This is a genomic window from Pseudonocardia parietis (assembly GCF_017876315.1).
Lineage (GTDB): Bacteria > Actinomycetota > Actinomycetes > Mycobacteriales > Pseudonocardiaceae > Pseudonocardia > Pseudonocardia parietis.
Map to the genome: position 1 here is coordinate 1,559,689 of NZ_JAGINU010000001.1, position 23,232 is coordinate 1,582,920.

The following is a 23,232-nucleotide window of genomic DNA, read 5'->3' on the forward strand; positions in this document are numbered from 1 at the left end:
AGGCACACACCCATGCTGATCTCTCAGCGACCCTCTCTCACCGAGGACGTCGTGACCGAGACCCGGTCGCGGTTCGTCATCGAGCCGCTCGAGCCGGGCTTCGGCTACACGCTCGGGAACTCCCTGCGCCGGACGCTGCTGTCGTCCATCCCCGGTGCCGCCGTCACGTCCATCCGGATCGACGGCGTCCTGCACGAGTTCACCACCGTGCCGGGGGTCAAGGAGGACGTCACCGACATCATCCTGAACCTCAAGGAGCTCGTGGTGAGCTCCGAGGAGGACGAGCCGGTGACCATGTACCTGCGCAAGCAGGGCCCGGGCGCGGTCACCGCCGGCGACATCGTGCCGCCGGCCGGCGTCACCGTGCACAACCCGGACCTGCACATCGCCTCGCTGAACGACAAGGGCCGGCTCGAGGTCGAGCTCGTCGTCGAGCGGGGTCGTGGGTACGTCCCGGCGATGCAGAACAAGGCCACCGGTGCCGAGATCGGCCGGATCCCGGTCGACTCGATCTACTCGCCGGTGCTGAAGGTGACCTACAAGGTCGAGGCCACGCGAGTCGAGCAGCGCACCGACTTCGACAAGCTCGTCCTCGACGTCGAGTCGAAGCCGTCCATCACCCCGCGGGACGCGCTGGCATCGTCCGGCAAGACCCTGGTCGAGCTGTTCGGCCTGGCCCGCGAGCTGAACGTGGACGCCGAGGGCATCGAGATCGGCCCCTCCCCGCAGGAGGCGGACACCATCGCGGCGTTCGCGATGCCGATCGAGGAACTGGACCTCACCGTCCGGTCCTACAACTGCCTCAAGCGTGAGGGCATCCACACGGTCGGCGAGCTCGTCGGTCGCAGCGAGGCGGACCTGCTCGACATCCGCAACTTCGGTGCCAAGTCCATCGACGAGGTCAAGATGAAGCTCGTCGGTCTCGGCCTGGCCCTCAAGGACAGCCCGCCCGGGTTCGACCCGTCGGCGGCAGCGAGCGACTACGGCGCAGACGGTGGCGGGTTCGACCCGGACACCTTCGGTGACGACGGTCAGGACTACGCAGAAACGGAGCAGTTGTAGCCATGCCCCAGCCCACCAAGGGAACCCGCCTCGGCGGGTCACCCGCGCACCAGCGGCTGATCCTGGCCAACCTGGCGACCTCGCTGTTCGAACACGGCCGGATCACGACCACCGAGGCCAAGGCCCGGCGGCTGCGTCCGTACGCGGAGCGGCTGATCACCAAGGCCAAGGCCGGTGATCTGCACAACCGTCGCGAGATCATGAAGGTGATCCGGGACAAGTCGATCGTGCACCGCCTGTGCACCGAGATCGGCCCGTTCTTCGCCGACCGCAGCGGTGGCTACACCCGGATCACCAAGACGATGCCGCGCAAGGGCGACAACGCCCCGATGGCGGTCATCGAACTGGTCCAGCAGAAGACGGTCACCGACGAGGCCAACCGCGCCCGTCGCGCGGCCGCCTCCCAGGCCGCTCCGGCCGCGGAGGTCGCTGCCGAGGAGACCACCGCGGACGAGGTCACCACCGAGGCCACCGCCGCGGAGGAGACCGGTTCCGAGGCCGTCGAGGCGCCGTACGGTGAGGGCAGCCACGCCCCGCTGGCGGACCCCGCGCAGGCCCCGGAGGGCTTCGAGATCAAGGGCAACGAGGACTCGAAGCTCTACCACGTGCCCGGTTCGTCGCACTACGACCGGACCGGCGCCGAGGTCTGGTTCGCCTCCGAGGAGGCTGCCGAGGCCGCCGGTTTCGCGAAGCCGGCCGCCCAGCAGGAGTCCGGCTCCTGAGTCAGCCGCACCACACCACCGGGCCCGCCGTCCCTCCGGACGACGGGCCCGCTGGCGTTCCCGACCCCCTACGCGTCCGGCTGGACATCGCCTACGACGGCACGGACTTCTCCGGGTGGGCCGCGCAGCCGACCCGGCGCACGGTCCAGGGCGTGCTCACCGAGGCGCTGTCCACCGTGCTGCGCACGCCGCTGCGGCTCACCGTCGCCGGGCGCACGGACGCGGGGGTGCACGCGGCCGGGCAGGTCGCGCACGTCGACGTCCCGGCGGAACTGGAGCCGCAGCTGGACGGGTTGACCCGGCGGCTCAACCGGTACCTGCCCGCCGACGTCCGGGTGCGGGCCGTGACCCCGGTCCCCGACGCCTTCGACGCCCGGTTCTCCGCGCTGCGCCGGCACTACCGCTACCGCGTCACCACGGCGGCGTTCGGGGCGGAGCCGCTGCGTGCCCGCGAGACGGTCGCCTGGCCGTACCCGCTGGACCTCGAACCGATGAACGCGGCGTCGTGGCTGCTGCTCGGCGAGCACGACTTCGCCGCCTACTGCAAGCGCCGCGAGGGAGCCACCACTGTGCGGGCCCTGCAACGCCTGGACTGGGCGGCCGCGCCGGGCGAGCCGGGCGTGCTGGTGGCGTCGGTGTCCGCCGACGCGTTCTGTCACTCGATGGTCCGCAGCCTGGTCGGGTCCTTGCTCGAAGTGGGTCGTGGGCGCCGGCCGGTCGAGTGGCCGGCCGGGCTGCTCACCCGATCCGCCCGGGCGTCGGAGGTGACGGTCGCGCCGCCGCACGGGCTGTCGCTGACCGGCGTCGACTACCCCGCCGACGACGAGCTGGCCGCCCGCGCCGAGCGGACCCGCCGGATTCGCGTGCCCGGCACGAGCTGACGAGCCTGCCGGGTCAGCCGGCGTCCGGGGCGCGGCCCCAGGCCGGGTGTCCCGGGCCGGCCGGGCGGCGGGACGGACGGTTGACCAGGACGAGCGCGACTACCAGCCACACCAGCGCTGCGAGCCAGCCCAGCACGGAGAGCATCGCGAGGCCGTGAACCGCGTCGGGGACCGGGGCGTCGCCCTGCCCGAGCAGCACCATGACCGGCGCGTGGGTGCGGACGTCGTCGAAGTCCGGCACGGTCAGGCCGCCGAGGACCAGGAACCCCGCGCACGCGACGAACGGTGCGGCCAGCGATGCCGGGAGCGTCCGGCGGCGCAGCAGGAACAACGACAGCACCGTCGGGATCAGCGGGAACAACGCCCCGACGATCGTGATGATCAGGATGAACAGGAACCATCCCGGCGCGGTGGACCGCAGGTCGACGCAGGCCACCACCGCACCGACCTGCAGTGCCACGTTCCAGCTCGTCCGCATGCCGGCAGTCTCTCCGCTCCGGGGGCGGCGCGGATGGGTACGACTACCGGCCCACCGGACCCTCGCGGATAGATTCGTCGCATGGATCCGAGTTGGTTGGACGTGGCGGTGGCGCAGGCGAGGGCCGGGCTCGCCTCGGGCGGGATCCCGATCGGAGCCGCGCTCCTCGGGCCGGACGGCGAGGTGCTGGGCCGGGGGCACAACCGCCGGATCCAGGACGACGACCCCTCCGTGCACGGCGAGACCGCCGCCTTCCGCGACGCCGGGCGGCAGTGTGACTACCGGGCGACGACCATGGTCACGACCCTCTCCCCGTGCTGGTACTGTTCCGGGCTGATCCGCCAGTTCGGTATCGGCGCCGTGCTGATCGGGGAGGCACGCACGTTCCACGGTGGCCACGACTGGCTCGCCGAGCACGGGGTGCGGGTGACCGTTCTCGACGACGAGCGCTGCGTCGCGATGATGGCCGGGTTCGTCGCCGAGCATCCGGAGCTGTGGAACGAGGACATCGGCGTCGCGGACTGACTCCGGGCCCGTCACGCAGACGGTCTGGAGGTCGGCGAGCAACTCGACCGCGTCCGGGGCGCGTTCCGCGGAACGTTCCGGGTGCCGCGGGACAGGTCGCGCTGCGTTCCGTGGAACGCGCGGTCGGGTTGCGGAAGGGGTCGTGCTGCGTTCCGCGGAACGCTCGGCCGGGCCACGGGTGGGTCACATCGCGTTCCGCGGAACGCTCGGCCGAGCCGCGGGAGGGACCGCACTCCGTTCCTCGGAACGCTCGGTGGGACTGCGGAAGGGGCCGCACTGCGTTCCGCGGAACGCTCGGCGGGGCTACGTGACGGGCTGCACCGCGTTCCGCGGAACGCTCCGCCGGGCGACAGGCCGGGCCGCGTCGCGTTCCGCGGAACGCTCGTGGGCCGCGGGCCCCGCCGCCGCGTTCCGCGGAACGCGCCGGTGGGGACGGCACGGCGGTCCCGGGAGCGGGGGGCGAGGCCGCGGATCGACAGCGCCGGCCCTGTAGGGGAGTGGTTCTACGCGGGGTGGCTCGTTCGTGCCAGACCGAGTGGCTGCGTCCCTATCGTCCGGCCGGTGCCCGCCGATCCCGATCCCGATCCCGCGCGCGTGCAGCGTGCCCCGGCCACCCGTGACCAGGTCGACGCCTACCGCTTCGGCCTGCGCCGGATGGAGGCCGCGCTGGTGCGGGCCGATCCCGTCCCGCTGCACGAGCAGATTCGCGCGCAGCGCCGCGCGGTGTTCGCCGGGGTGCTCGTGGGGCTGCTCGCGCTGGGTGTCGCGGCGCTGCTGGCCCGCGTCGACCCGGCGGCCGACTGGCGGAGCCGGGCGCTGGTGCGGGGGGATCGGTCCGGGGTGCTCTACGCCGTCGCCGCCGACCCGCCGCGGCTGGTCCCGGTCGCGGACCCGATCGCCGGACGGCTGGTGCTCGCCGCGCTGGGGGACCCCGGTGCCGCGACCGCGACCCCGGTCGCGGTGCCCGACCGGGAGCTCGCCACGGCGCCCCGCACACCGCCGGCAGCAGTGCCCGGTGCGGTCGGTGTCGCGCTGGACGGCGCCCCGGTCCCGGCGGCCTGGGCGGTGTGCGACACGGCGGCCCCGGACGGGCAGGGGCCCGGGTCCGCGACGGTGCTGGCCGGATCGCTCGGCGGCACCCCGGACGGGCCGGGACCCGCGCTGTTGCTGGCCACCGAGGGCGGCGCGACCTACCTGGTGCACGACGGTCGCCGGCACCGCCTCGACCCGTCCGACGATGACGCCCGGTCCGCGCTGGGGCTGGACGGGGTACCGGCCCGGCGGATCGGGAGTGGGGCGCTGTCCGCGATACCGGAGGGGCTGCCGCTGCGGGTGCCCGGGCCCGGGCCGGGCGACACGGCCGGTCCTGGGCGGGCCGGCGAGGTGGTCGTCAACCAGCCGCTCGGTGCACCCGCGGCGTTCTTCCTCGTGGTCGACGGCGGCCTCGCTCCGGTGCCGGTCACCCTCGCCGACGCCGTTCTGTCACGGACCGGTCAGGGCAGGCCCGCGACGCTGCCGCAGGGCCGGGTCGCCGCCGCGCCGGCGCGGACCGTTCCCGGCGCCGACGCCTGGCCGGTCGCCCGGGTGGACGTCCGGAACGCGGCCCCGGTGCTGTGCCGGACGTGGCGGGACGGCCGCGGCGGGCTCGTCGCCGCCGATCGGCTTCCGGTGGCGGCCGGTGCCGTGCCGGTGGTGCTCGCCGGAGCCGACGGCCCGGGACCGGGGCTCGACGAGGTGGTGCTCCCGCCGTCCGGTCCGGGCCCGCTGCGCACGGCGCCGCCGGACGCTGCTGCCCAGCCGGACACCGCTGCCCAGCCGGGCACCGCTGCCCAGCCGGGCACCGCTGCGCCGCCGGACGCCGCTGCGGACGGCGGGGGGACGCGATGGGTGCTGACCGCGTCCGGTGCGGTGTACGGGGTCGCCGACGACCCGACCGCCGCCGCGCTCGGGATCGTGGCGCCGGGGAGTGCTCCGGCCGGGATCGTGCGGCTGCTGCCGCGGGCCGGGCTGCTCGACGTCGCCGTGGCCCGGGAGGTCGCGGACGTTCCCGGGTGAGGTGCCGGGCCCGATGTTCCGGCCGCGGGGCGCCTGGGTGCATCCGGCCGCTCGCACCGGTGGGCGCGGTCCGGCGTCATCGCGTCGAGCTCCTCCTGGTGACCAGGTTGCGGGGTGACGCCGCGCGTTGTTGCTGCAGGTGCAGCATGGTTGTCGTCGAGCTGACGTCATCGTCCGGGGCGGCGTCGTAGACCGGCGACGACCGCCGTGAGCGCGCCTCCGGCGGCCGCGGCGGCGCCGATCCCGGCGACCATCGGTAGTTCCGGCGCGCGGGGCGTCGTCCGGGGAAGCGGGGCGCGCTCGGGGATCGGGTAACCGGTACCGGTCCGCGGTCCCGCGGCGACCCCGCCGGCGACCCGGAGGCCGGGGCCGGGGGTGAGCAGCAGCGGCTCCGCGGTGAGTGCGGCGGCCGGGTCCAGGACGCCGTCGCCGACCTGGTCGTCCCGGCCCGCCGCCGGGCGCCGGGCGGTCGCCCGGAGCCGGTCCGAGACCTGGTCGGCGGTGAGCATCGGGAACCGCTCGCGCAGCAGTACCGCGGTTCCCGCCACCAGCGGCGCGGCGTACGACGTCCCGCTGACCACGGCGCCGTCCGGCCCGGCCGGTGCCGGCAGGCCGACCCCCGGCGCGGCCAGGTCCACCCACGGGCCGGGAACCGAGAACGGGGCGGGACGGTCCGCCCCGTCGACCGCCCCGACGGCCAGGACCCCGTCGTAGAGCGCCGGGAGTGGTCGCAGGTCCGGGTCGCCGCTGCAGGTCCCGGACGGGTCGAGGTTCCCGGCCGCGGCGACGACCAGGACGTCCGCGCGACCGGCGACGTCGACGGCGTCGCGCAGCACCGCCCCCGCGTCGTCGAGCAGGGCGGTGGGTACGCAGACGACCTCCGACACGTTGATCACCGAGGCGCCGAGAGCGACCGCCCGTTCGATCGCGGCGGCGAGGGTGCGGATCTCGCCCGCCGGTCGCTCGGCGCCGTCGTCGCCACGGACGACGAAGTGGGAGGAGGACTGGCGCAACGACAGCAGCCCGGCCTGCGGTGCCATCCCGGCGCCGGCCCCGCCGGGGCCTGCCGCGCCGGCGAGCAGGAGCGCGACGCCGGTGCCGTGGCCGTCGCAGTCGTCGAGGCCGTCACCGCCGGCGAGGTAGTCCCCGCCGCCACGCAACCGGCCGGCGAGCCGCGGAACCGGCGCGACCCCGGTGTCGATCACCGCGACCAGCCGGCCGGTTCCGCCGGCGAGGTCGGCCGGGGGACGGGGCACGGAACCGGCCGCCGCGCCCGGGCCGCCCGCGCCGGGCGGGCTGCACGGGCGGGTCTGGCGGAGCCCCTCGGCGGCGACCGGCGGGGTGGGTTCCGCCGCGACCTCGCTCGCGCTCGCGCCCGGGACCGCCGCCAGTACGAGAGCCGCCACCCCGGCGACGACGGCCGCCACCGCCGTCGCCCGCCTCCGGATCACAGCCCACGGACCAGGCCGAACAGGCCCATCGCGGCCAGTGCGGCCGGGATCGCGGCCGCGGTCAGCACGAGCTCGAGGACGTCCAGCGCCCGCCGGGTCGGCGGGGAGGGACGTGCCCTGGCCGTCGCGGCACCGGCGGCCACCGCCAGCAGGAGTCCGGCGGCCACGCCGATCCGCACCGGCGCCTCGACGGTGAGCGCCACCGGGACGGCCACGCTCACGACGGCGACCACCGCCGTCCCCGCCAGTACCCGGGCCGGGACCGGTTCGACGAGGGCGCGGGCGCGCAGCAGGAGCACCGTCGCCGTCACCGCGAGCAGCACGGCACCGGTCCAGCCGCCCGTCGCCGCGGCCACCGCCGCCCCGCCCACGGCGGGCACCGCGGTGCCGGCGAGGGTCCCGGAGTGGAGCCCGCGTGCGAGCCGGGCCCGGGCGGCGAGCACGTCACCGGGCAGGACCTGCTCGGCACCGGGGAGCCCGCCCGCGTCGGCCGGGACGTCCGGCGCCGGGATCCCGGCGAGCCGCAGGGCGAGGCGGGGCAGCAGCGGCCCGGCTGCCAGCGCCGGTGCCGCCAGCCCGGCGGCCACCGCACCGACCGGCGCGTCGAGCAACAGCCGGGCGAGTGCGGCCAGCGCCGTCCCGGTACACGCCATGGCGACCGCCAGCAGTACGGGGGACACGGCGCGGGCGATGGCCTGCCCGGCGGCCGCGGCGCACCCGGCGCCGGCGGCGGCGAGCAGCAGGGCACCCGCTCCCGCGGGCGCGGGCAGGGCGAGGAGCCCGGCGGTGGCCGCGGCGGGGACCGCGCACAGCGCCGCGCCGGTGGCCGTGCGGGCGTCCGCCGCTCCGCCGGACGCGGTGCACCGGCGGGCCACGACCAGGGCGATGAGCGCACCGGCGGCCGCCGTCGCCACCGCGGCGAGCCGGAGTGGCCCGTCCACGGTGGACAGCACGGCGCACGCGCCGGTGGTGCCCAGGACCGCGGCCGCCGGCCCCGCCCACCCGGCGGCCCCGGAGCCCTCGCCCGCCTCCCGGACGGTGTGCGCGACGGCCTCCGCGGCGTCGTCGAGCACCGGCGGTGCGGGGACCGGGCGGGCCGGGCCCAGGTGGAGCAGCTCGCCGTCGTGCACCCGTAGCTCGTCGAGCGTGCGGTCCGGCGGCAGCGGCCCCCCGCCCGAGCCGCTGAACCGCCAGGCCTGCGGCACACCGGTCGTGCCGGCCCGGCCCACCAGCTCGCGCACCATCGGCACCAGCTCGGCGAGCACGACGTCGGCGGGCAGGGCCAGGTCCGCCCGCCCTCGTGGGGTGAGCACGCTGACCCGCACCCGGTGACCGGGCTCCGGATCGGCGGCGGGCAGCGCCGGCGGCGGCAGGACGGCTGTCACGAGCGGCTCCGGGACTTGGTGGAAACGGCCCCGGTGATCCCGGAGCGGCTGCGAGTATTCGCCGGTCCCGGCGGTCGCCGTGGGCGTTCGGGAGAACCGGCGAGCACCCGGGAGGACCGCGGTGGCGGGAACGGTCGGGGTGCGGCGTCCACGCCGGGTGGTGCCGGAGATGCCGGGCGGGGAGCTCGTGCTGGAGCCGCCGCCGGAGCCGGAACGCCCGGTCCCCGGCGGCCTCGCCGCGCGGTTGCTGCCGCTGGTGATGATCGCCGGGTCGCTGCTGTTCGTCGTGTTCGGCAGGGGTGAGGCGAGTTCGTGGTTGTTCGGCGGGATGTTCGCGCTGTCCGCGGTCGGCATGCTGGTGGCCGGTGGCGGGCGCGGCGCAGGCGCCCGCACCGCGACGATGGACGAGGATCGCCGCGACTACCTGCGCTACCTCGACGTCCTCGGTCACCGGGCGGGGGAGATCGCGGCCGCGCAGCGGCACGCGCTCGAGACCGTGCACCCGGAGCCCGGCGCGTGGCCGGACGTGCTCGCGGCAGGTCGCCTGTGGGAGCGCCGTCCGGGTGACGACGACTTCGGCCGGCTCCGCGCCGGGCGTGGCACCCAGCGGCTCGCGACCGCGCTCACCGCCCCGCAGACCGGTCCGCTGGAGACCCTCGAACCGCTCTCCGCGCTGGCGCTGCGCCGCTTCCTGCGGCGGCACTCCACGGTGGACGACCTGCCGGTGGCGGTGGACGTCCGGGCCGCCGCGACGGTCTGGCTGGAGCCCGACCCGGCCGACGGTCCGGCCGAGCCGGTGCTCGACCTCGCGCGGGCGCTGGTCGCCCAGTACGTGCTCTGGCACGGCCCGGACGACGCGCGGCTCGCCGTCGTCGCGCCGGGGCCCGCCGCGGCCCGCTGGGACTGGGCGAAGTGGCTCCCGCACGTCGGGCACCCCGGTAGCCGCGACGCCGTCGGGCCGGTCCGGATGATCACCGACGACCCGGACCGGGTGCGTCGCTGGTGGGTCGACGAGCCGTCGTCCGCGAGCCGGCACCTGCTGGTCGTGCTCGACGGGGCCGCCGACACACCCGGTGCCTGGGCCGGGCTGCCCGGTGTGACGGTGCTGCGGCTCGGACCGGCGGGCGGGCGGCGGCCTGCGGCGTCGGTGCTGCGCCTCGCGGCCGGGGCCGGCACCGGTGGCGAGGCCACGCTGCGACGCGGCGGCCCGGGCGGCGCACCCGTCGGGGTCCCGGACGCCGTCACCGTGGCCGAGGCGCTGGCGCTGGCCCGGCGGCTGGCGCGCTACCGGCCCTACGGCGCGGTGGACGCCGGCCCGGCCGCCGCTCCGGACTCGCCCCCGGCGGGGCTGCCGTCGTTGCTCGGGCTCGGCGCCGTCGACCCGGGGTCGATCGCGGCGCTGCGCCGCCGCCGCGGTCCCGCGGAACGGCTGCGGGTCCCGCTCGGCACCGACCCGGCCGGGCTCCCGGTGCTGCTCGACATCAAGGAGTCGGCGCACGGCGGGGCCGGGCCGCACGGGCTGTGCATCGGTGCCACCGGATCCGGAAAATCGGAACTGTTGCGGAGCGCCGTGCTCGGGCTGGTCGCCACGCACGCCGCGGACGAGCTGAACCTGGTGCTCGTCGACTTCAAGGGCGGCGCGACGTTCCTCGGGCTCGCGGGTCTCCCACACGTCTCCGCGGTGATCACGAACCTGGCCGAGGAGCTGACGCTGGTCGACCGGATGGCCGACGCGCTGGCCGGCGAGATCACCCGGCGGCAGGAGCTGCTGCGGGCAGCGGGGAACCTCGCGTCGGCGGCCGAGTACGACGCCGCCCGGCAGGCCGGAACGGTCACCGAGCCGCTGCCGTCGCTGCTGGTCGTCGTCGACGAGTTCTCCGAGCTGCTGGCCCAGCGCCCGGAGATGATCGACCTCATGGTCACGGTCGGCCGGCTCGGCCGGTCGCTGGGCATCCACCTGCTGCTGGCCTCGCAGCGGCTGGAGGAAGGACGGCTGCGCGGGCTCGAGTCGCACCTGTCGTACCGGATCGCGCTGCGCACGTTCTCCGCCGCCGAGTCCCGTGCCGTGCTGGGCGTGCCGGACGCGCACCTGCTGCCGCCGACCCCCGGCGCCGCCTACCTGTCCGCGGGCACCGACGAGCTGGTGCGGTTCCGGGCCGCCTACGTGTCCGGGCCCGAGGAGACACGACGGGAGGGGCGGCGCCGGATCGGGGCGTCGCGGGAGGCGCTGCCGTTCCGGGCGGGGCCGGTCACCGCGACGGCAGCGCCGGGGCCCGGCAGCTCGGCCGGCTCCGGGACGAGGTCGTCGAGACCGAGCGCCCCCTGGGCGGTACCGCCGCCGCGTGCCGGAGTGCGCCGCCCGGGGCGGGGTGGCGCGTCGCGGCCGGGTGCGCCCCCGCCCGGTGGACCGACGCCGGGTGGACCGACGCCGGGCTCACCGACGCCGGGCTCACCGACGCCCGGCGGACCGGCGCTCGGCTCACCGGCGCTCGACTCTCCGGCGACGGGTGCACCGGCGGCGGGCTTACTGACGACGGGCTCGCCGGCGGCGGGCTCATTGACGTCGGGCTCGCGGACGCCGAGCGCCGGTGAACCCGCGCCGGTGACCGTGCTCGACCGGGTCGTCGACGCCGTCTCCGGCCCCGGGCCGCGGGCGCACCGGGTGTGGCTGCCGCCGCTGACGGAACCGCCGCCGTTGTCCGTGGTGCTCGGCCGGCCCGTCGAGAGGCCCGGGCGTGGCCTGCAGGCCCCCGGGCCGGCCGGACGGCTGGCCGCGCCGATCGGTCTGATCGACCGGCCGTACCTGCAGCGCCGCGACGCACTCGTCGTGGACCTGTCCGGTGCAGCCGGGCACCTCGCGGTCGTCGGCGGGCCCCGCTCGGGCAAGTCGACCGCGCTGCGCACGCTCGTCGTCGCGCTGGCGCTCACCCACACCCCGGCCGAGCTGGGGGTGCACGTGCTCGACCTGGGCGGCGGAGCGCTCGCTCCGCTCGCCGGGCTGCCGCACGTCGGCACGGTCGCCGACCGCAGGCGCGCCGATCTCGTGCGCCGCGTCGTCGCGGAGGCCGTCGCGACGGTGGAGCACCGGGAACGGCTCTTCGCCGCGCACGGGATCAGCTCGGTGGACGACTTCCGGGCGCGGCGGGGCAACGGCGAACTCGCCGGCGAGCCGTGCACCGACCTGCTCCTGGTCGTCGACGGCCACGCCGCACTGCGCTCCGGTTTCGAGGAGCTCGACGAGAAGCTGACCGTGCTGGCGTCGCGCGGGCTCGCCTACGGCGTGCACCTCGCGATGTCCGCGGGACGCTGGGCGGAGTTCCGGCCGGTGCTCAAGGACCAGCTCGGCAGCCGGCTCGAGCTGCGGCTCGGCGACCCGTCCGACTCCGAGGTGGACCGCCGCCGGGCCGCCGCCGTCCCATCCCGGCCCGGGCACGGCCTCGCCCCGGACGGTGAGGCCGCGGTGCTCGCCGCGCCGAGCTGGGAGTCGGGCGCCGACCCCGCCCCGGACATCGCCGCGTCCTGGGCCGGCCCGGCGATGCCCGGCGTCCGGCTGCTGCCGGAACGGATCGCGGTCGAGGAGCTGGCGCCGGGGCCCGGGCGCGGGCCCGCGCTGGGTGTCGACGAGGACCGGCTCGCCACCGTCGAGCTCGACCCGGACGAGCCGCACCTGCTCTGCTTCGCCGACTCCGGTGGCGGGAAGACGAACCTGCTGCGGCTGCTGGCCCGGGGGATCGCGGCGCGGTGGACGCCCGAGCAGGCCCGGATCGTCGTCGTGGACCATCGGCGGACGTTGCTGGGGGAGATCCCGGCGCCGCACCTGCTGGCGCACCCCTCGACCGCGCAGGCGACCGCGGACGCCTGTGCCCAGATCGCCGGGTCGCTGGGCCGGCGGCTGCCCGGCCCGGATGTCACACGCGAGCAGCTGCGCGAACGGTCCTGGTGGAGTGGCCCGGATGTCTGGCTGCTGGTGGACGACTACGACCTCGTCGTCCCGGGCGCGGGAAGCTCGGGCGGCCATCCCCTGCTGCCGCTCGTCGAGTACCTCCCGCAGGCCCGGGACGTCGGGCTGCACGTCGTCGTCGCGCGCCGGAGCGGCGGCGCCGCCCGGGCACTGTTCGACCCGGTGCTGGGCAACGTGCGCGAGCTCGGCGCGCCCGGCCTGGTCGGACCGGGCAGTCCGGACGAGGGCGCGCTGCTGGAGAAGGTGAAGCCGGTACCGGCGCCGCCGGGACGGATGGTGCTGGTCGACCGCCGATCCGGGGCCCGCCGGATGCAGCTGGCCTGGGCCGACCCCGGGTGACCGGGTACGGGGTGGCGGTGCACGCCCGGCCGTACGGGGTGCTGCTCGCCGCGGCCGACGGCGACGGGGTCCGGCTGCTCGCCGCAGCACCGGCCGGGACGGCGCCGGCCGACGCGGTCGGCGGCTTCTTCGGTGACGGGCCGCCGGCCGTCGTCGTGCGGGTCGGTGCGACGCCGGACGGTCCGTTCCCCGGCGAGCCGCGGGTGGTCGCGGTGCCCGTCGCGGTCGCCGTGCTGGCCGTCGGGCCGCAACCGCTCCCCGGACCGGTCCTCGTGGTGGACGTCGGTGGCGGTGCGGTGGCGGCGGCCGTGGTCGAGGACGGCGCGGTCCTGCCGGTCGCGGTGCCCGCCCCGTGGGTGCCCGAAGGCGGCGTGGACGAGGCCGCACCGCCCGGCGACCGGGTGGGGGAGTCCACTGCGGGACACCCGGTCACGGTGGCCCTCGCCGCCGTGGCCCGCCGGGCCGGGGCGGTCGAGATCGTCCTGGCGGGGGAGCCGGTCGCCGACGACCCGGGATGGGGCACGGCGGTCGCCGGTCTCGCGCCCTGCCCCGTGCGGCTCGCCGGGCCGCTGGTGGACGACGATCCGGCGGCCGTCTCCGGGGCGGGACCGGACACCGCAGCCGTCCTCGGTGCCGCGCTCCTGGGGGCGGGCCTGCTCGCACCGGAGGACGGAGGCGGAACCTCCCCCACGCACCGAACGACGACCGGGACGGTCGACGCGGCGCGGGCCGGCGACGCGGCGCGGGCAGACCCCGCCGAGGCGGTCACCGCCGCGCCGTGGGGCGACCGGGACGGCCGGGGCGGGGAGATCGACGGCCCGGACCGGATGCGCCGGCTCCTGCCCGCCGTCGCTCTGCTCGGGGCGGTGCTCGTCGTCGCGGGCTCGGCGGCCGGCGGCGGTGCACCGACGGCGGGCGCGGACGTCGTCGTCCAGTACGGGTACGCCGCCGCGCTGCCCGCGGGCTGGGAGCACACCGGGGGTGATCCGGCCCGCCGTCGCACCCTGCTCACCCCGGCGGATCGTCCGGACGGCACCGACCTGATCGTCGTCGAACGCAGCCCGCTCCCCTACGACGCCGGCCGGGAACCCGAACGGGTCCACCGGGAGCTCGCGGCGCTGCTGGACGGTCGGGACGGTGTCACCCCGCCCGGCCCCCGGGTCGTCGCGGGCCGGCCGGTCCTCGGCTACACCCAGCACCCGGGGGACGGTTCGGTTCTCGACTGGCACGTGCTGCTCGAGAGCGACGACCAGCTCGTCGTCGGCTGCCGGCGGCCGCGGGGAGCGCCCGCCCTCCCGGCCTGCGCCGAGGTCGTCGGCTCGCTGCGCCGGGTGCCCTGAGTTCCCGGTCGCGAACGGTGTCACCGGGAACGCCCGCGCCCGACCGTACGGCCCTGCGACGGTGCCCGGGCCCGGACGGACGACCGCCCGGGCCGGAACACGAACGGGGTGAGGCGCATGGCCGAGGGGTTCGGTACGACGACGCAGGAGATGGTCCGGGCCGCGGGCCGGGTGCAGGAGGTGAGCGCCGCGGTCAACGGTGAGCTGAGCGGGCTGCGCTCGCGGCTCGAGGCGACCCGCGGACAGTGGGCCGGAGCGGCCGCCACGGCGTTCACCGTGCTGATGGCGGAGTGGGACGGCGAGGCCAAGCGGCTGAACGCGGCCCTGGCCGACATCGCCGGGCAGCTGGGCGGGACGGCCACGGCCTACCAGCGGGTCGAGGACGAGAACGCGCGGAACGTCTCCGCGATCACGTCGGCGCTGGGCTGAGGGAGGACCGGGATGGGATCGGAGATCAAGGTCACGTTCGCCGCGATCGAGCAGGCCGCGGCGGACATCGACGCGGCCCGGGCGCGGATCACCGCGCAGCTCGGTGAGCTCCAGTCGCACCTCGCCCCGGTCGTGGCGAGCTGGACCGGGGACGCGGCGGGTAGGTACAACGAGGCCCAGCAGCGCTGGGACCGCTCCGCAACGGACCTGACCGAGACGTTGCACAAGATCAAGGGATTGGTGCTGGGCGCCGGGGCGGGTTACCGGTCCGTCGAGGCCGACAACGCCAAGCGGTTCGCGCTCTGACCACGGCCCGGGAGCGGGAGCGGACCCCCTTGTGCCCGCTCCCGGGACCGGCGGGTATTCTCGACAATCGTTGTGCAGCGGTGGAGACCCGCGGGCGCCGTCCGTCGTTCCTCGAGCAGGTGCGCGAGGCAGTGAGTTCCGGCGGGTATGGCGTCCCTCCGGCGTCCACCAGCGGCACGCTGAGGAACCCCAGACACACCTGTGTGGGCCGGAGTCGAGCGGACGCCCCGCCGGTGCCGCCCACCGAAGCCGAGAACGACGACGAGGTAGATCCGTGCCCACGTACAGCCCCAAGCCCGGCGACATCACCCGCGCCTGGCACGTGATCGACGCCGACGACGTGCGCCTCGGTCGGCTCGCCGTCCAGGCCGCCACGTTGCTCCGCGGTAAGCACAAGCCGACCTACGCGCCGCATGTCGACGGCGGTGACTTCGTGGTCATCGTGAACGCGGAGAAGGTCTCGGTGTCGGGCAACAAGCGCGCCGACAAGTTCGTGTACAACCACTCCGGTTTCCCGGGCGGTCTCCGCAAGCGTTCGGTCGGGGAGATGATCGACAGCCAGCCCGACCGCCTCCTCGAGAAGGCGATCAAGGGGATGCTGCCGAAGAACCGCCTCGGACGCGCGATGGCCAAGAAGCTGAAGGTCTACGCCGGCCCGTCGCACCCGCACGAGGCCCAGCAGCCGCAGCCGTTCGAGATCACCCAGGTCAGCCAGTGACCACCCCGAGCAACGAAGAGGGACAGCCCGTGACCAGCCCCGAGAACGGACCCGACGAGGTCGTCGACGCGGTCGAGACCGAGGGTTCGGCCGCCGAGGCGACCGAGACCGAGCTGACGGAGACCGTCGGCGAGGCCGTCGCCGACGTCGACTACTCCATCGACGAGGAGTCCGGCTTCGACGCCGACACCTTCGAGGTCGAGGCGCCGCTGCAGGGCGACCGGCCCGTGCAGACCGTCGGCCGCCGCAAGGAGGCCATCGTCCGGGTGCGCCTGCTGTCCGGTACCGGCCAGTTCACGCTGAACGGAAAGCCGCTCGAGACCTACTTCCCGAACAAGCTGCACCAGCAGATCGTGAAGGAGCCGCTGGTCACCGTCGAGAAGACCGAGCGGTTCGACATCTTCGCGAACCTGGGCGGTGGCGGCATCGCGGGTCAGGCCGGCGCACTGCGCCTGGCCATCGCCCGCGCGCTGGTCGAGCTGGACTCCGAGGACCGTCCGGCGCTGAAGAAGGCCGGCTTCCTCACCCGGGACGCCCGCGCCGTCGAGCGCAAGAAGTACGGCCTCAAGAAGGCCCGCAAGGCGCCCCAGTACTCCAAGCGCTGATCGTTCACCGGATGCGTCGCCTCTTCGGAACCGACGGCGTCCGGGGCCTGGCCAACGGCGAACTCCTCACTCCGGAGTTCGCCGTTGGTGTCTGTGCCTCGGCTGCGCGCACCCTGTCGAACGGCTCCGGCCAACGGCCCGTCGCAGTCGTCGGCCGCGACCCGCGGGCCAGCGGCGAGATGCTGGAGGCCGCGGTCGTCGCCGGACTGACCTCCGCCGGTGCGGACGCGATCCGGGTGGGCGTGCTGCCCACCCCGGGCGTCGCGCACCTGGTCGCCGAGACCGGTGCCGACCTCGGCGTGATGATCTCCGCCTCGCACAACCCGATGGCGGACAACGGCATCAAGCTGTTCGCCGCAGGCGGCCACAAGCTCCCCGACGACCTCGAGGCCGAGATCGAGCGCGGGATCGGGGCGCCCGTGACCGGCCGCCCCACCGGGGCGGAGATCGGCCGGGTCTGGGACGCGCCGGACGCCACGAGCGTCTACGTCGCGCACCTGCTCGCCGCGGCCCCCGGCTCGCTGTCCGGGCTGCGGGTGGTCGTCGACTGCGCGCACGGGGCCGCGTCGCTCGCCGCCCCGGAGGCCTTCCGGCAGGCCGGTGCCGACGTGATCGCGCTGCACGCCGAGCCGGACGGCCTGAACATCAACGACGGTGTCGGGTCGACCCACCTGGCGCCGTTGCAGGCCGCCGTCGTCGAGCAGGGTGCCGATCTCGGCATCGCCCACGACGGCGACGCCGACCGCTGCCTCGCGGTGGACGGCGCCGGGAACGTCGTCGACGGTGACCAGATCATGGCGGTGCTCGCCCTGGCGATGCGGGAGGCCGGGGAGCTCGCCCACGACACCCTGGTCGCCACCGTGATGAGCAACCTCGGCCTGCACCTCGCCATGCGCGCCGCCGGCATCACCCTGGACACCACCAAGGTCGGTGACCGGTACGTGCTGGAGCGGCTGCGCGAGGGCGGCTTCTCGCTCGGTGGCGAGCAGTCCGGGCACGTCGTGCTGCCGGGACACGCCACCACCGGCGACGGGGTGCTCACCGCGCTGCGGCTGATGTCGCGGATGGCCTCGACCGGGTCCTCGCTGGCCGAGCTCGCGTCCGTCGTGACGCCGCTGCCGCAGGTGCTGCACAACGTCGTGGTCACCGACAAGGACGCCGTCGCGGTGTCCGACGAGGTCGCCGAGGCCATCGTCAAGGCCGAGGCGGAGCTGGGCGAGACCGGCCGGGTGCTGCTGCGCCCGTCGGGCACCGAGCAACTCGTTCGGGTCATGGTCGAGGCACCCACCGAGGCCGAGGCCACCGCTGTCGCCGCACGGCTGGCCGAGGTGGTCGCCGCCGCGAGCTGAGCTCGTCGCATGGTCCGGGACGGGGCCGTCACCCATCGGGGTGGCGGCCCCGTTCCCGTTCCTGGCATGCATGCGTCCCCGGCCAGGCCCGGCCCACCCGGCCCGAACGGTCGCCGGTTCCGGTCCGCCTGCGGATCGCGATGGTGAACGAGGGCGGGAGTGGAGCGGTGCGCCGCGGCCGGGTACCGCAGGCTCGCCGGATGCGACCGGACCTGCACTGGGATCCCGACGTGCTGGACCGTGCCGCGGCCCGGCTCCGCGAGCTGGCGGCGACGCTGCGGGACGACGCGCGGGCCGCGACGGACGGGGACCACGCCGGCGCCGCGACGATCGATGAGCACGGGGCCGCCGCTCGGCGGATCGCCGACGAGCTCGACTCGCTGGCGGGCAGCGCGGCCCGGTCGGCGGCCGCTGCCCGGGACGTGGACGACGTGACGGCGCTCGCCTTCCGCGCCACGGTGCACCGCGGCGAGGGCGATCCGGTGTGACCGGGCTCGACGAGCAGGCCGCGGCGCTGCGTCGCCTCGTGGAACGGCTGGACGACACCGCCGCCGTCCTGGCCGGGGTACGGGAGGCGGTCACCGGGTCCTGGCACGACGCCGCCGGCCGCGAGTGGGACGGCCGCCTGGACCTGGTGCGCCGGGCCGCCGACCGGCTCGCCGGGGACGTGGCGACGGAGGCGGCCGAGCTGGAGCGCCGCGCCGCCGAGGAGGCCGACACCGGGCGGATCGGGGGCGACGACCACGGCGACGACGGCGATCACGGCGGCCACGGCGATCACGGTGGCCACGGCGACCACCGTGGCGACGGCGACCACCGTGGCGACGGCGACCACGGCGATCACGGCGACCACGGGGGCGGCGGCGGATCCGAGCAGGCCGGCGGGAGCGCACAGCCCGGCGAGGGCGCCGGCGGAGGAACCGGGGACGGGGCGACGTCGAACCGCGGCGCCACCCCGGACGCGGCGCCCGGCCTCCCCGGCCTGCGGGTCCCCGGGCACACCGGGACGCGGGTGAGCGACCGGCGCGGCCTCGTCGCCCCGCTGCTGCCCCCGATGGACGGGGGTGCAGGGAGGTGATCACGAATCCGGCACCGGATCGACCGCCTCACGTCCGGAACGGTTCCCGATCCCGGATCATGAGCGTGGCGGGCCCTGTGGGACGCCCGCCCGGGCTCAGCCGCCGATGCCGAGCAGGCCGGACGGGGTCTCGGACTCCTCGTCGCCGGGCTCCGGCAGGTCGACCAGCGGCGCGCCGGGGACGTCGCCCGAGGTCAGCGCGGACACCCGCTTCTCACCCAGCAGTTCCTGCATCAGGAACGCCGTCACCAGCGCCCGGGTGATCTTGCGGGTGCGGTGCTGCGGCCGGTTCTGGAGCAGGAAGCTCGACCAGTGCCTCCCCTCGCAGAAGCCCAGGTGCCCGGCCTTCTCGATGCTGCGGATCGTCACGTCGCCACCGGCGTCGCGCTGCGCGGCCGCGATCTTCTCGGCGTGCCCCTCGGCCGGGGCCATCGAGTCGACGGCGGCGGCCAGGTGCAGGGTGGGCGTGTTCACGGTCGCGGCCGCCGCGATCGCGGAGGGCTTGATCTCGGACGGGGCGAGGGTGATCAGGGCTCCCAGCCGCTCGCGCCGCGCCGCGGCCAGGATCGCGGCGCCGCCGCCCGTGCCGTGCCCGATCAGGGCGGTGCGCCGGGCGTCGACGCTGATGTTCCCGTCCCCGAGCCGGACGCCGACGCAGACGTCGAGGACGGTGTTCAGGTCCGCGGAGAACTGCGACAGGCTCGGGACCGGGCCCCGCTGCGTGTTCGGCGCCGCGGCGACGATGCCCCACGACGCGAGGTGGCGGAGCAGCTCGTGATAGCGGCGGACCGGCTGCAGCCAGGCGTGCCCGAGGACGGCGGCGGGCAGCTGGAAGCCCTCCGCCGGGGTGTAGACGATGCCCGGTAGCCCGACCAGGCCGAGGTCGCCGAACCGGACCGGGTGGGGCCCCGGCCGGGACAGCACGCCGAGGGAGTCCTTTGCCCCCTTCATCGACGGGGGACGGGTCACGCTGGTCCGGGCCACGGACGGCACCGTACCGGTGCAGGTCACGCCGTGCCCGTTGCACGGCACCGCCCGGCGTGGCGCCCGTCGCACCCGGTGCCGCAAGATCGGGAACTGCGCGCCGATACGCTCGGCGACATGTGTGGCATCGTCGGTTACGTCGGTCATCGGGTCGCACTCGACGTGGTGGTCGGCGGTCTGCGCCGACTGGAGTACCGCGGCTACGACTCCGCCGGCATCGCCCTGCCGAGCGGCGGCGACCTGCTGATCGAGCGACGGGCAGGCGCCCTCGCGAACCTGGAGGCGCGGCTCGACGAGGTCGGCCGGGAACGTTTCACCGGCACGTCCGGCATCGGGCACACCCGCTGGGCCACGCACGGTCCGCCCACCGACCGCAACGCGCACCCGCACCGCAGCAGCGACGGGAAGGTCGCGGTCGTCCACAACGGGATCATCGAGAACTTCATGGAGCTGCGCGCCGAGCTGGAGGCGCGTGGCATCTGGGCCGAGTCCGACACCGACACCGAGACCACCGCGCACCTGGTCGCGCTCGCGCACGCCGGTGAGCTGGCGGGAGCCGAGGACGCGAAGGGTGACCTGCCGGCCGCGGTCCGCGCCGTCGTCCGGCGGCTGGAGGGCGCGTTCACCCTGGTCGTGACGCACGCCGACGAGCCCGACCGGATCGTGGCCGCCCGCCGGAACTCACCGCTGGTGCTCGGCCTCGGCGAGGGCGAGACCTTCCTCGCCTCCGATGTCGCCGCCTTCATCGAGTTCACCCGCCACGCGGTGGAGCTGGGCCAGGACCAGATCGTCACGATCACCCGGAGCGGTTACGAGGTCACCGACTTCGCCGGTGAGCCCGTCGTCGCCACCCCGTTCGAGGTCACCTGGGACCTCGCGGCCGCCGAGAAGGGCGGCCACGACTACTTCATGCTCAAGGAGATCGAGGAGCAGCCGACCGCGATCGCCCACACGCTGCGCGGGCACCTGGTCGACGGCCGGATCGTGCTCGACGAGCAGCGCCTGTCCGACCAGGACCTGCGGGACATCGACAAGGTCTTCGTCGTCGCCTGCGGTACCGCCTACCACTCCGGGCTGCTCGCCAAGTACGCGATCGAGCACTGGACCCGGCTGCCGGTGGAGATCGAGTTCGCCTCCGAGTTCCGCTACCGGGACCCGGTGCTGGACCGCTCCACCCTGGTCGTCGCGATCTCCCAGTCCGGCGAGACCGCGGACACCCTGGAGGCGCTGCGGCACGCCAAGGACCAGAAGGCCCGGGTGCTCGCGATCTGCAACACCAACGGCGCGCAGATCCCCCGCGAGTCCGACGCGGTGATCTACACCCACGCCGGCCCGGAGATCGGCGTCGCGGCGACGAAGACGTTCACCGCCCAGATCGCCGCCAACTACCTGGTCGGCCTGGCGCTGGCGCAGGCCCGCGGCACCAAGTACCCGGACGAGGTCGTCCGCGAGTTCGAGCAGCTCGAGGCCACCCCGGCCGCCGTCGCCGAGGTGCTCGAGTCGCTCGGTGAGGCGCGCGCGCTCGGTCAGGAGCTGGCCCCGTCCAAGGCGGTGCTGTTCCTCGGCAGGCACGTCGGCTACCCGGTGGCGCTGGAGGGCGCGCTCAAGCTCAAGGAGCTCGCCTACATGCACGCCGAGGCGTTCGCCGCCGGCGAGCTCAAGCACGGCCCGATCGCGCTGATCGAGGAGGGACTGCCGGTCGTGGTCGTCATGCCCTCGCCCAAGGGCCGGGCGGTGCTGCACTCGAAGCTGCTGTCCAACATCCAGGAGATCAAGGCCCGCGGCGCGCGGACCGTGGTGATCGCCGAGACCGGGGACGAGACCGTTCGGCCGTTCGCCGACCACCTCTTCGAGCTGCCCGCGGTGCCGACCCTGCTCCAGCCGCTGGTGGCGACGATCCCGCTGCAGGTCATCGCGGCCGAGATCGCCCTGGCGCGGGGCTACGACGTGGACAAGCCGCGCAACCTGGCCAAGTCCGTCACCGTCGAGTGATCACCGGTCGTGGAGTGTTGCGTGCGGCAGACGCACGCCGCACTCCACGACGGTCGATCATGGCCCGGTCGCACGAGGCACTAGCCTCGCGACCATGGACGGCGTCTACACCGCGGACCAGGTCCGGGCGGCAGAGGCCGCCATGATGCGCACCGTCGCCGACGGGGTGCTCATGCGCCGCGCCGCGGCCGGGCTCGCCCACCATCTGCGGGGCTTTCTCGGCTCCACCTACGGCCGCCGCGTGGTGCTGCTGGTCGGGGCGGGCGACAACGGTGGCGACGCGCTCTGGGCGGGTGCCGAGCTACGCCGCCGCGGTGCGCACGTCACCGCACTGCTGCTGAACCCGGACCGGGCGCACCCGGCGGGGCTGGCGGCGCTGAAGCGGGCCCGCGGCCGGGTGCTCCCGGTCGGGCCGGGCACTCTCGACGACGCCCGGGCGGCCGTCGTGGCGGCGGACGTGGCGGTCGACGGCATCGTCGGCATCTCCGGCCGGGGCGCCCTGCGTGACCCGGCACCGGAACTGGTGGCGGCCGCGGACGGGGCCGGCGTCCCGATCGTGGCGTGCGACCTGCCGTCCGGGGTGGACACCGACACCGGGAGCACCGGCGGCGCGCACGTACGGGCCGCGTGCACCGTGACCTTCGGCGCCCGCAAACCGGTGCACGCCCTGGCCGCGCCGCTCTGCGGGCCGGTCCGGCTCGTCGACATCGGGCTCGGGCCGTGGCTGCCGGAGCCGCACGCATCGCTGCTCGACGACGCCGATGCGGGCGCCCGCTGGCCGGTACCCGGCCCGGACGACGACAAGTACAGCCAGGGCGTCGTCGGGATCGCCGCCGGCTCGGCCACCTACCCCGGGGCCGCCGTACTGGCAGCGGGCGCCGCCGCGCTCGCCACCTCCGGGATGGTGCGGTTCGCCGGCTCGGCCGCCGACGAGGTCCGCAGGCACTGGCCGGAGATCGTCGCCACCGGTGACCTCACCGACGCCGGGCGCACCCAGGCGTGGGCGGTGGGGCCCGGCATCGGTACCGGATCGGCGGGGCTCGCGGTGCTGGAGGCGGTGCTCGACCGCGAGGTGCCGCTGTGCATCGACGCCGACGGCATCACCCTGCTCGCCCGGCACGCCCACCTGCGCGACCGGATTCACGGCGAGCCCGTCGTGCTCACCCCGCACGCGGGGGAGTTCGCGCGGATCGCCGGCGAGGTGGGCGACGACCGCGTCGCCGCCGCCCGCCGGGCCGCGGCCGGCCTGGGCGTGACGGTGCTGCTCAAGGGCAACGCGACGGTCGTGGCGGCCCCGGACGGGCGGGTGCTGATCGACCCGGCCGGGGACGCCTGGGCGGCGACGGCCGGCTCCGGGGACGTGCTCACCGGCATGATCGGCGCGCTGCTCGCGGCGGGCCTGGACCCGTGGTGGGCCGCCGGCTGCGCCACCCTGGTACACGCCCGCGCCGCGACGGCCGCCGCCCGGGAGCACGGGCTGCCGCCGGTCCCGGCCCCGGCGTCGGCGATGCAGGCGGCGATCCCGGTGGCGTTGCGGGCGGTCCGGGCCGCCGCCGGAGCCGGCTGACCGCG

The 23,232-nt window shown here is 76.0% G+C and carries 20 protein-coding genes; 16 read left to right on the top strand and 4 right to left on the bottom strand.

All coding sequences use genetic code 11. From position 1 onward, the window contains the following. The first annotated feature begins 12 nt into the window (after positions 1-12). The 3 genes from JOF36_RS07515 to truA all read left to right on the top strand — a co-directional run bounded on the left by JOF36_RS07515 (position 13) and on the right by truA (position 2,665). Positions 13-1,062: a DNA-directed RNA polymerase subunit alpha gene (locus JOF36_RS07515; protein WP_210025669.1), complete on the top strand. Its 1,050-nt coding sequence runs from the start codon at positions 13-15 to the stop codon at positions 1,060-1,062. A gap of 2 nt (positions 1,063-1,064) precedes the next feature. Then, entirely contained in the window at positions 1,065-1,784 is a 720-nt protein-coding gene (rplQ, locus tag JOF36_RS07520) for a 50S ribosomal protein L17, sunset domain variant (protein ID WP_210025670.1), read from the top strand. Between the two features lie 80 nt (positions 1,785-1,864). Then, complete coding sequence (gene truA, locus JOF36_RS07525; RefSeq protein ID WP_210035242.1) at positions 1,865-2,665, top strand: tRNA pseudouridine(38-40) synthase TruA; 801 nt, start codon at positions 1,865-1,867, stop codon at positions 2,663-2,665. 13 nt (positions 2,666-2,678) lie between these two features. Here the strand turns inward: truA and JOF36_RS07530 are convergent, their stop codons facing one another. Then, positions 2,679-3,143 carry a hypothetical protein gene (locus tag JOF36_RS07530; RefSeq protein WP_210025671.1) on the bottom strand — a complete coding sequence of 155 codons (465 nt, stop codon included), beginning with the start codon at positions 3,141-3,143 and terminating at the stop codon, positions 2,679-2,681. An 81-nt stretch (positions 3,144-3,224) separates the two neighbouring features. On the opposite strand from JOF36_RS07530, the gene JOF36_RS07535 reads away from it, so the two are divergent. Together JOF36_RS07535 and eccB are read left to right on the top strand one after the other, a co-directional pair. Beyond that, positions 3,225-3,668 (top strand): nucleoside deaminase, encoded by a 444-nt coding sequence (locus JOF36_RS07535; protein WP_210025672.1) that lies wholly within the window; start codon positions 3,225-3,227, stop codon positions 3,666-3,668. 561 nt (positions 3,669-4,229) lie between these two features. After that, positions 4,230-5,723, top strand: a complete 1,494-nt coding sequence (gene eccB, locus JOF36_RS07540) for a type VII secretion protein EccB (protein ID WP_210025673.1) — start codon at positions 4,230-4,232, stop codon at positions 5,721-5,723. A 167-nt stretch (positions 5,724-5,890) separates the two neighbouring features. Here the strand turns inward: eccB and mycP are convergent, their stop codons facing one another. Then, entirely contained in the window at positions 5,891-7,150 is a 1,260-nt protein-coding gene (gene mycP, locus JOF36_RS07545; RefSeq protein WP_210025674.1) for a type VII secretion-associated serine protease mycosin, read from the bottom strand. A gap of 20 nt (positions 7,151-7,170) precedes the next feature. Further along, positions 7,171-8,559 carry a type VII secretion integral membrane protein EccD gene (eccD, locus tag JOF36_RS07550; protein ID WP_210025675.1) on the bottom strand — a complete coding sequence of 463 codons (1,389 nt, stop codon included), beginning with the start codon at positions 8,557-8,559 and terminating at the stop codon, positions 7,171-7,173. Positions 8,560-8,680: 121 nt separating this feature from the next. Between eccD and eccCa the strand changes: the two genes are divergently transcribed. The 9 genes from eccCa to JOF36_RS07595 all read left to right on the top strand — a co-directional run bounded on the left by eccCa (position 8,681) and on the right by JOF36_RS07595 (position 18,684). Continuing rightward, the gene (eccCa, locus tag JOF36_RS38700) at positions 8,681-12,859 is read left to right on the top strand and encodes a type VII secretion protein EccCa (RefSeq protein WP_307862259.1); all 4,179 of its coding nucleotides are present in this window, start codon (positions 8,681-8,683) and stop codon (positions 12,857-12,859) included. Beyond that, positions 12,856-14,199, top strand: coding sequence for a type VII secretion-associated protein (locus JOF36_RS40770; protein WP_210025676.1), 1,344 nt, complete (start codon positions 12,856-12,858; stop codon positions 14,197-14,199). The genes eccCa and JOF36_RS40770 overlap by 4 nt, the downstream gene beginning before the upstream one ends. Before the next feature lie 117 nt (positions 14,200-14,316). Beyond that, positions 14,317-14,628, top strand: coding sequence for a WXG100 family type VII secretion target (locus tag JOF36_RS07565; protein ID WP_210025677.1), 312 nt, complete (start codon positions 14,317-14,319; stop codon positions 14,626-14,628). A 12-nt stretch (positions 14,629-14,640) separates the two neighbouring features. After that, positions 14,641-14,934, top strand: coding sequence for a WXG100 family type VII secretion target (locus tag JOF36_RS07570; protein ID WP_210025678.1), 294 nt, complete (start codon positions 14,641-14,643; stop codon positions 14,932-14,934). A gap of 274 nt (positions 14,935-15,208) precedes the next feature. Continuing rightward, entirely contained in the window at positions 15,209-15,652 is a 444-nt protein-coding gene (gene rplM / locus JOF36_RS07575; protein WP_210025679.1) for a 50S ribosomal protein L13, read from the top strand. Then, positions 15,649-16,257: a 30S ribosomal protein S9 gene (gene rpsI / locus JOF36_RS07580; protein ID WP_372447369.1), complete on the top strand. Its 609-nt coding sequence runs from the start codon at positions 15,649-15,651 to the stop codon at positions 16,255-16,257. The genes rplM and rpsI overlap by 4 nt, the downstream gene beginning before the upstream one ends. An 11-nt stretch (positions 16,258-16,268) precedes the next feature. Then, positions 16,269-17,606, top strand: a complete 1,338-nt coding sequence (gene glmM / locus JOF36_RS07585; protein WP_210025680.1) for a phosphoglucosamine mutase — start codon at positions 16,269-16,271, stop codon at positions 17,604-17,606. Between the two features lie 200 nt (positions 17,607-17,806). Further along, positions 17,807-18,094, top strand: coding sequence for a hypothetical protein (locus JOF36_RS07590; protein WP_210025681.1), 288 nt, complete (start codon positions 17,807-17,809; stop codon positions 18,092-18,094). Next, the gene (locus tag JOF36_RS07595; protein WP_210025682.1) at positions 18,091-18,684 is read left to right on the top strand and encodes a hypothetical protein; all 594 of its coding nucleotides are present in this window, start codon (positions 18,091-18,093) and stop codon (positions 18,682-18,684) included. Before JOF36_RS07590 ends, JOF36_RS07595 begins: the two co-directional genes overlap by 4 nt. 96 nt (positions 18,685-18,780) lie before the next feature. Here the strand turns inward: JOF36_RS07595 and JOF36_RS07600 are convergent, their stop codons facing one another. Then, entirely contained in the window at positions 18,781-19,635 is an 855-nt protein-coding gene (locus JOF36_RS07600; protein WP_245351534.1) for a dienelactone hydrolase family protein, read from the bottom strand. A 150-nt stretch (positions 19,636-19,785) separates the two neighbouring features. Here JOF36_RS07600 and glmS point away from each other — a divergent pair, with 150 nt between their 5' ends. Both glmS and JOF36_RS07610 read left to right on the top strand, forming a co-directional pair. Continuing rightward, the gene (gene glmS, locus JOF36_RS07605; protein ID WP_210025683.1) at positions 19,786-21,660 is read left to right on the top strand and encodes a glutamine--fructose-6-phosphate transaminase (isomerizing); all 1,875 of its coding nucleotides are present in this window, start codon (positions 19,786-19,788) and stop codon (positions 21,658-21,660) included. A 94-nt stretch (positions 21,661-21,754) separates the two neighbouring features. Beyond that, a complete protein-coding gene (locus JOF36_RS07610; protein ID WP_210025684.1) occupies positions 21,755-23,227 on the top strand; it encodes an NAD(P)H-hydrate dehydratase in 1,473 nt (490 codons plus the stop codon). The last annotated feature ends 5 nt before the right edge of the window (positions 23,228-23,232 follow it).

Coding starts and splice junctions, on each gene's coding strand:
- JOF36_RS07515 (WP_210025669.1), top strand. CDS start 13: ATGCTGATCTCTCAGCGACCCTCTCTCACCGAGGACGTCGTGACCGAG.
- rplQ (WP_210025670.1), top strand. CDS start 1,065: ATGCCCCAGCCCACCAAGGGAACCCGCCTCGGCGGGTCACCCGCGCAC.
- JOF36_RS07530 (WP_210025671.1), bottom strand. CDS start 3,143: ATGCGGACGAGCTGGAACGTGGCACTGCAGGTCGGTGCGGTGGTGGCC.
- JOF36_RS07535 (WP_210025672.1), top strand. CDS start 3,225: ATGGATCCGAGTTGGTTGGACGTGGCGGTGGCGCAGGCGAGGGCCGGG.
- JOF36_RS07565 (WP_210025677.1), top strand. CDS start 14,317: ATGGCCGAGGGGTTCGGTACGACGACGCAGGAGATGGTCCGGGCCGCG.
- JOF36_RS07570 (WP_210025678.1), top strand. CDS start 14,641: ATGGGATCGGAGATCAAGGTCACGTTCGCCGCGATCGAGCAGGCCGCG.
- glmM (WP_210025680.1), top strand. CDS start 16,269: ATGCGTCGCCTCTTCGGAACCGACGGCGTCCGGGGCCTGGCCAACGGC.
- JOF36_RS07590 (WP_210025681.1), top strand. CDS start 17,807: ATGCGACCGGACCTGCACTGGGATCCCGACGTGCTGGACCGTGCCGCG.
- JOF36_RS07600 (WP_245351534.1), bottom strand. CDS start 19,635: ATGAAGGGGGCAAAGGACTCCCTCGGCGTGCTGTCCCGGCCGGGGCCC.
- glmS (WP_210025683.1), top strand. CDS start 19,786: ATGTGTGGCATCGTCGGTTACGTCGGTCATCGGGTCGCACTCGACGTG.
- JOF36_RS07610 (WP_210025684.1), top strand. CDS start 21,755: ATGGACGGCGTCTACACCGCGGACCAGGTCCGGGCGGCAGAGGCCGCC.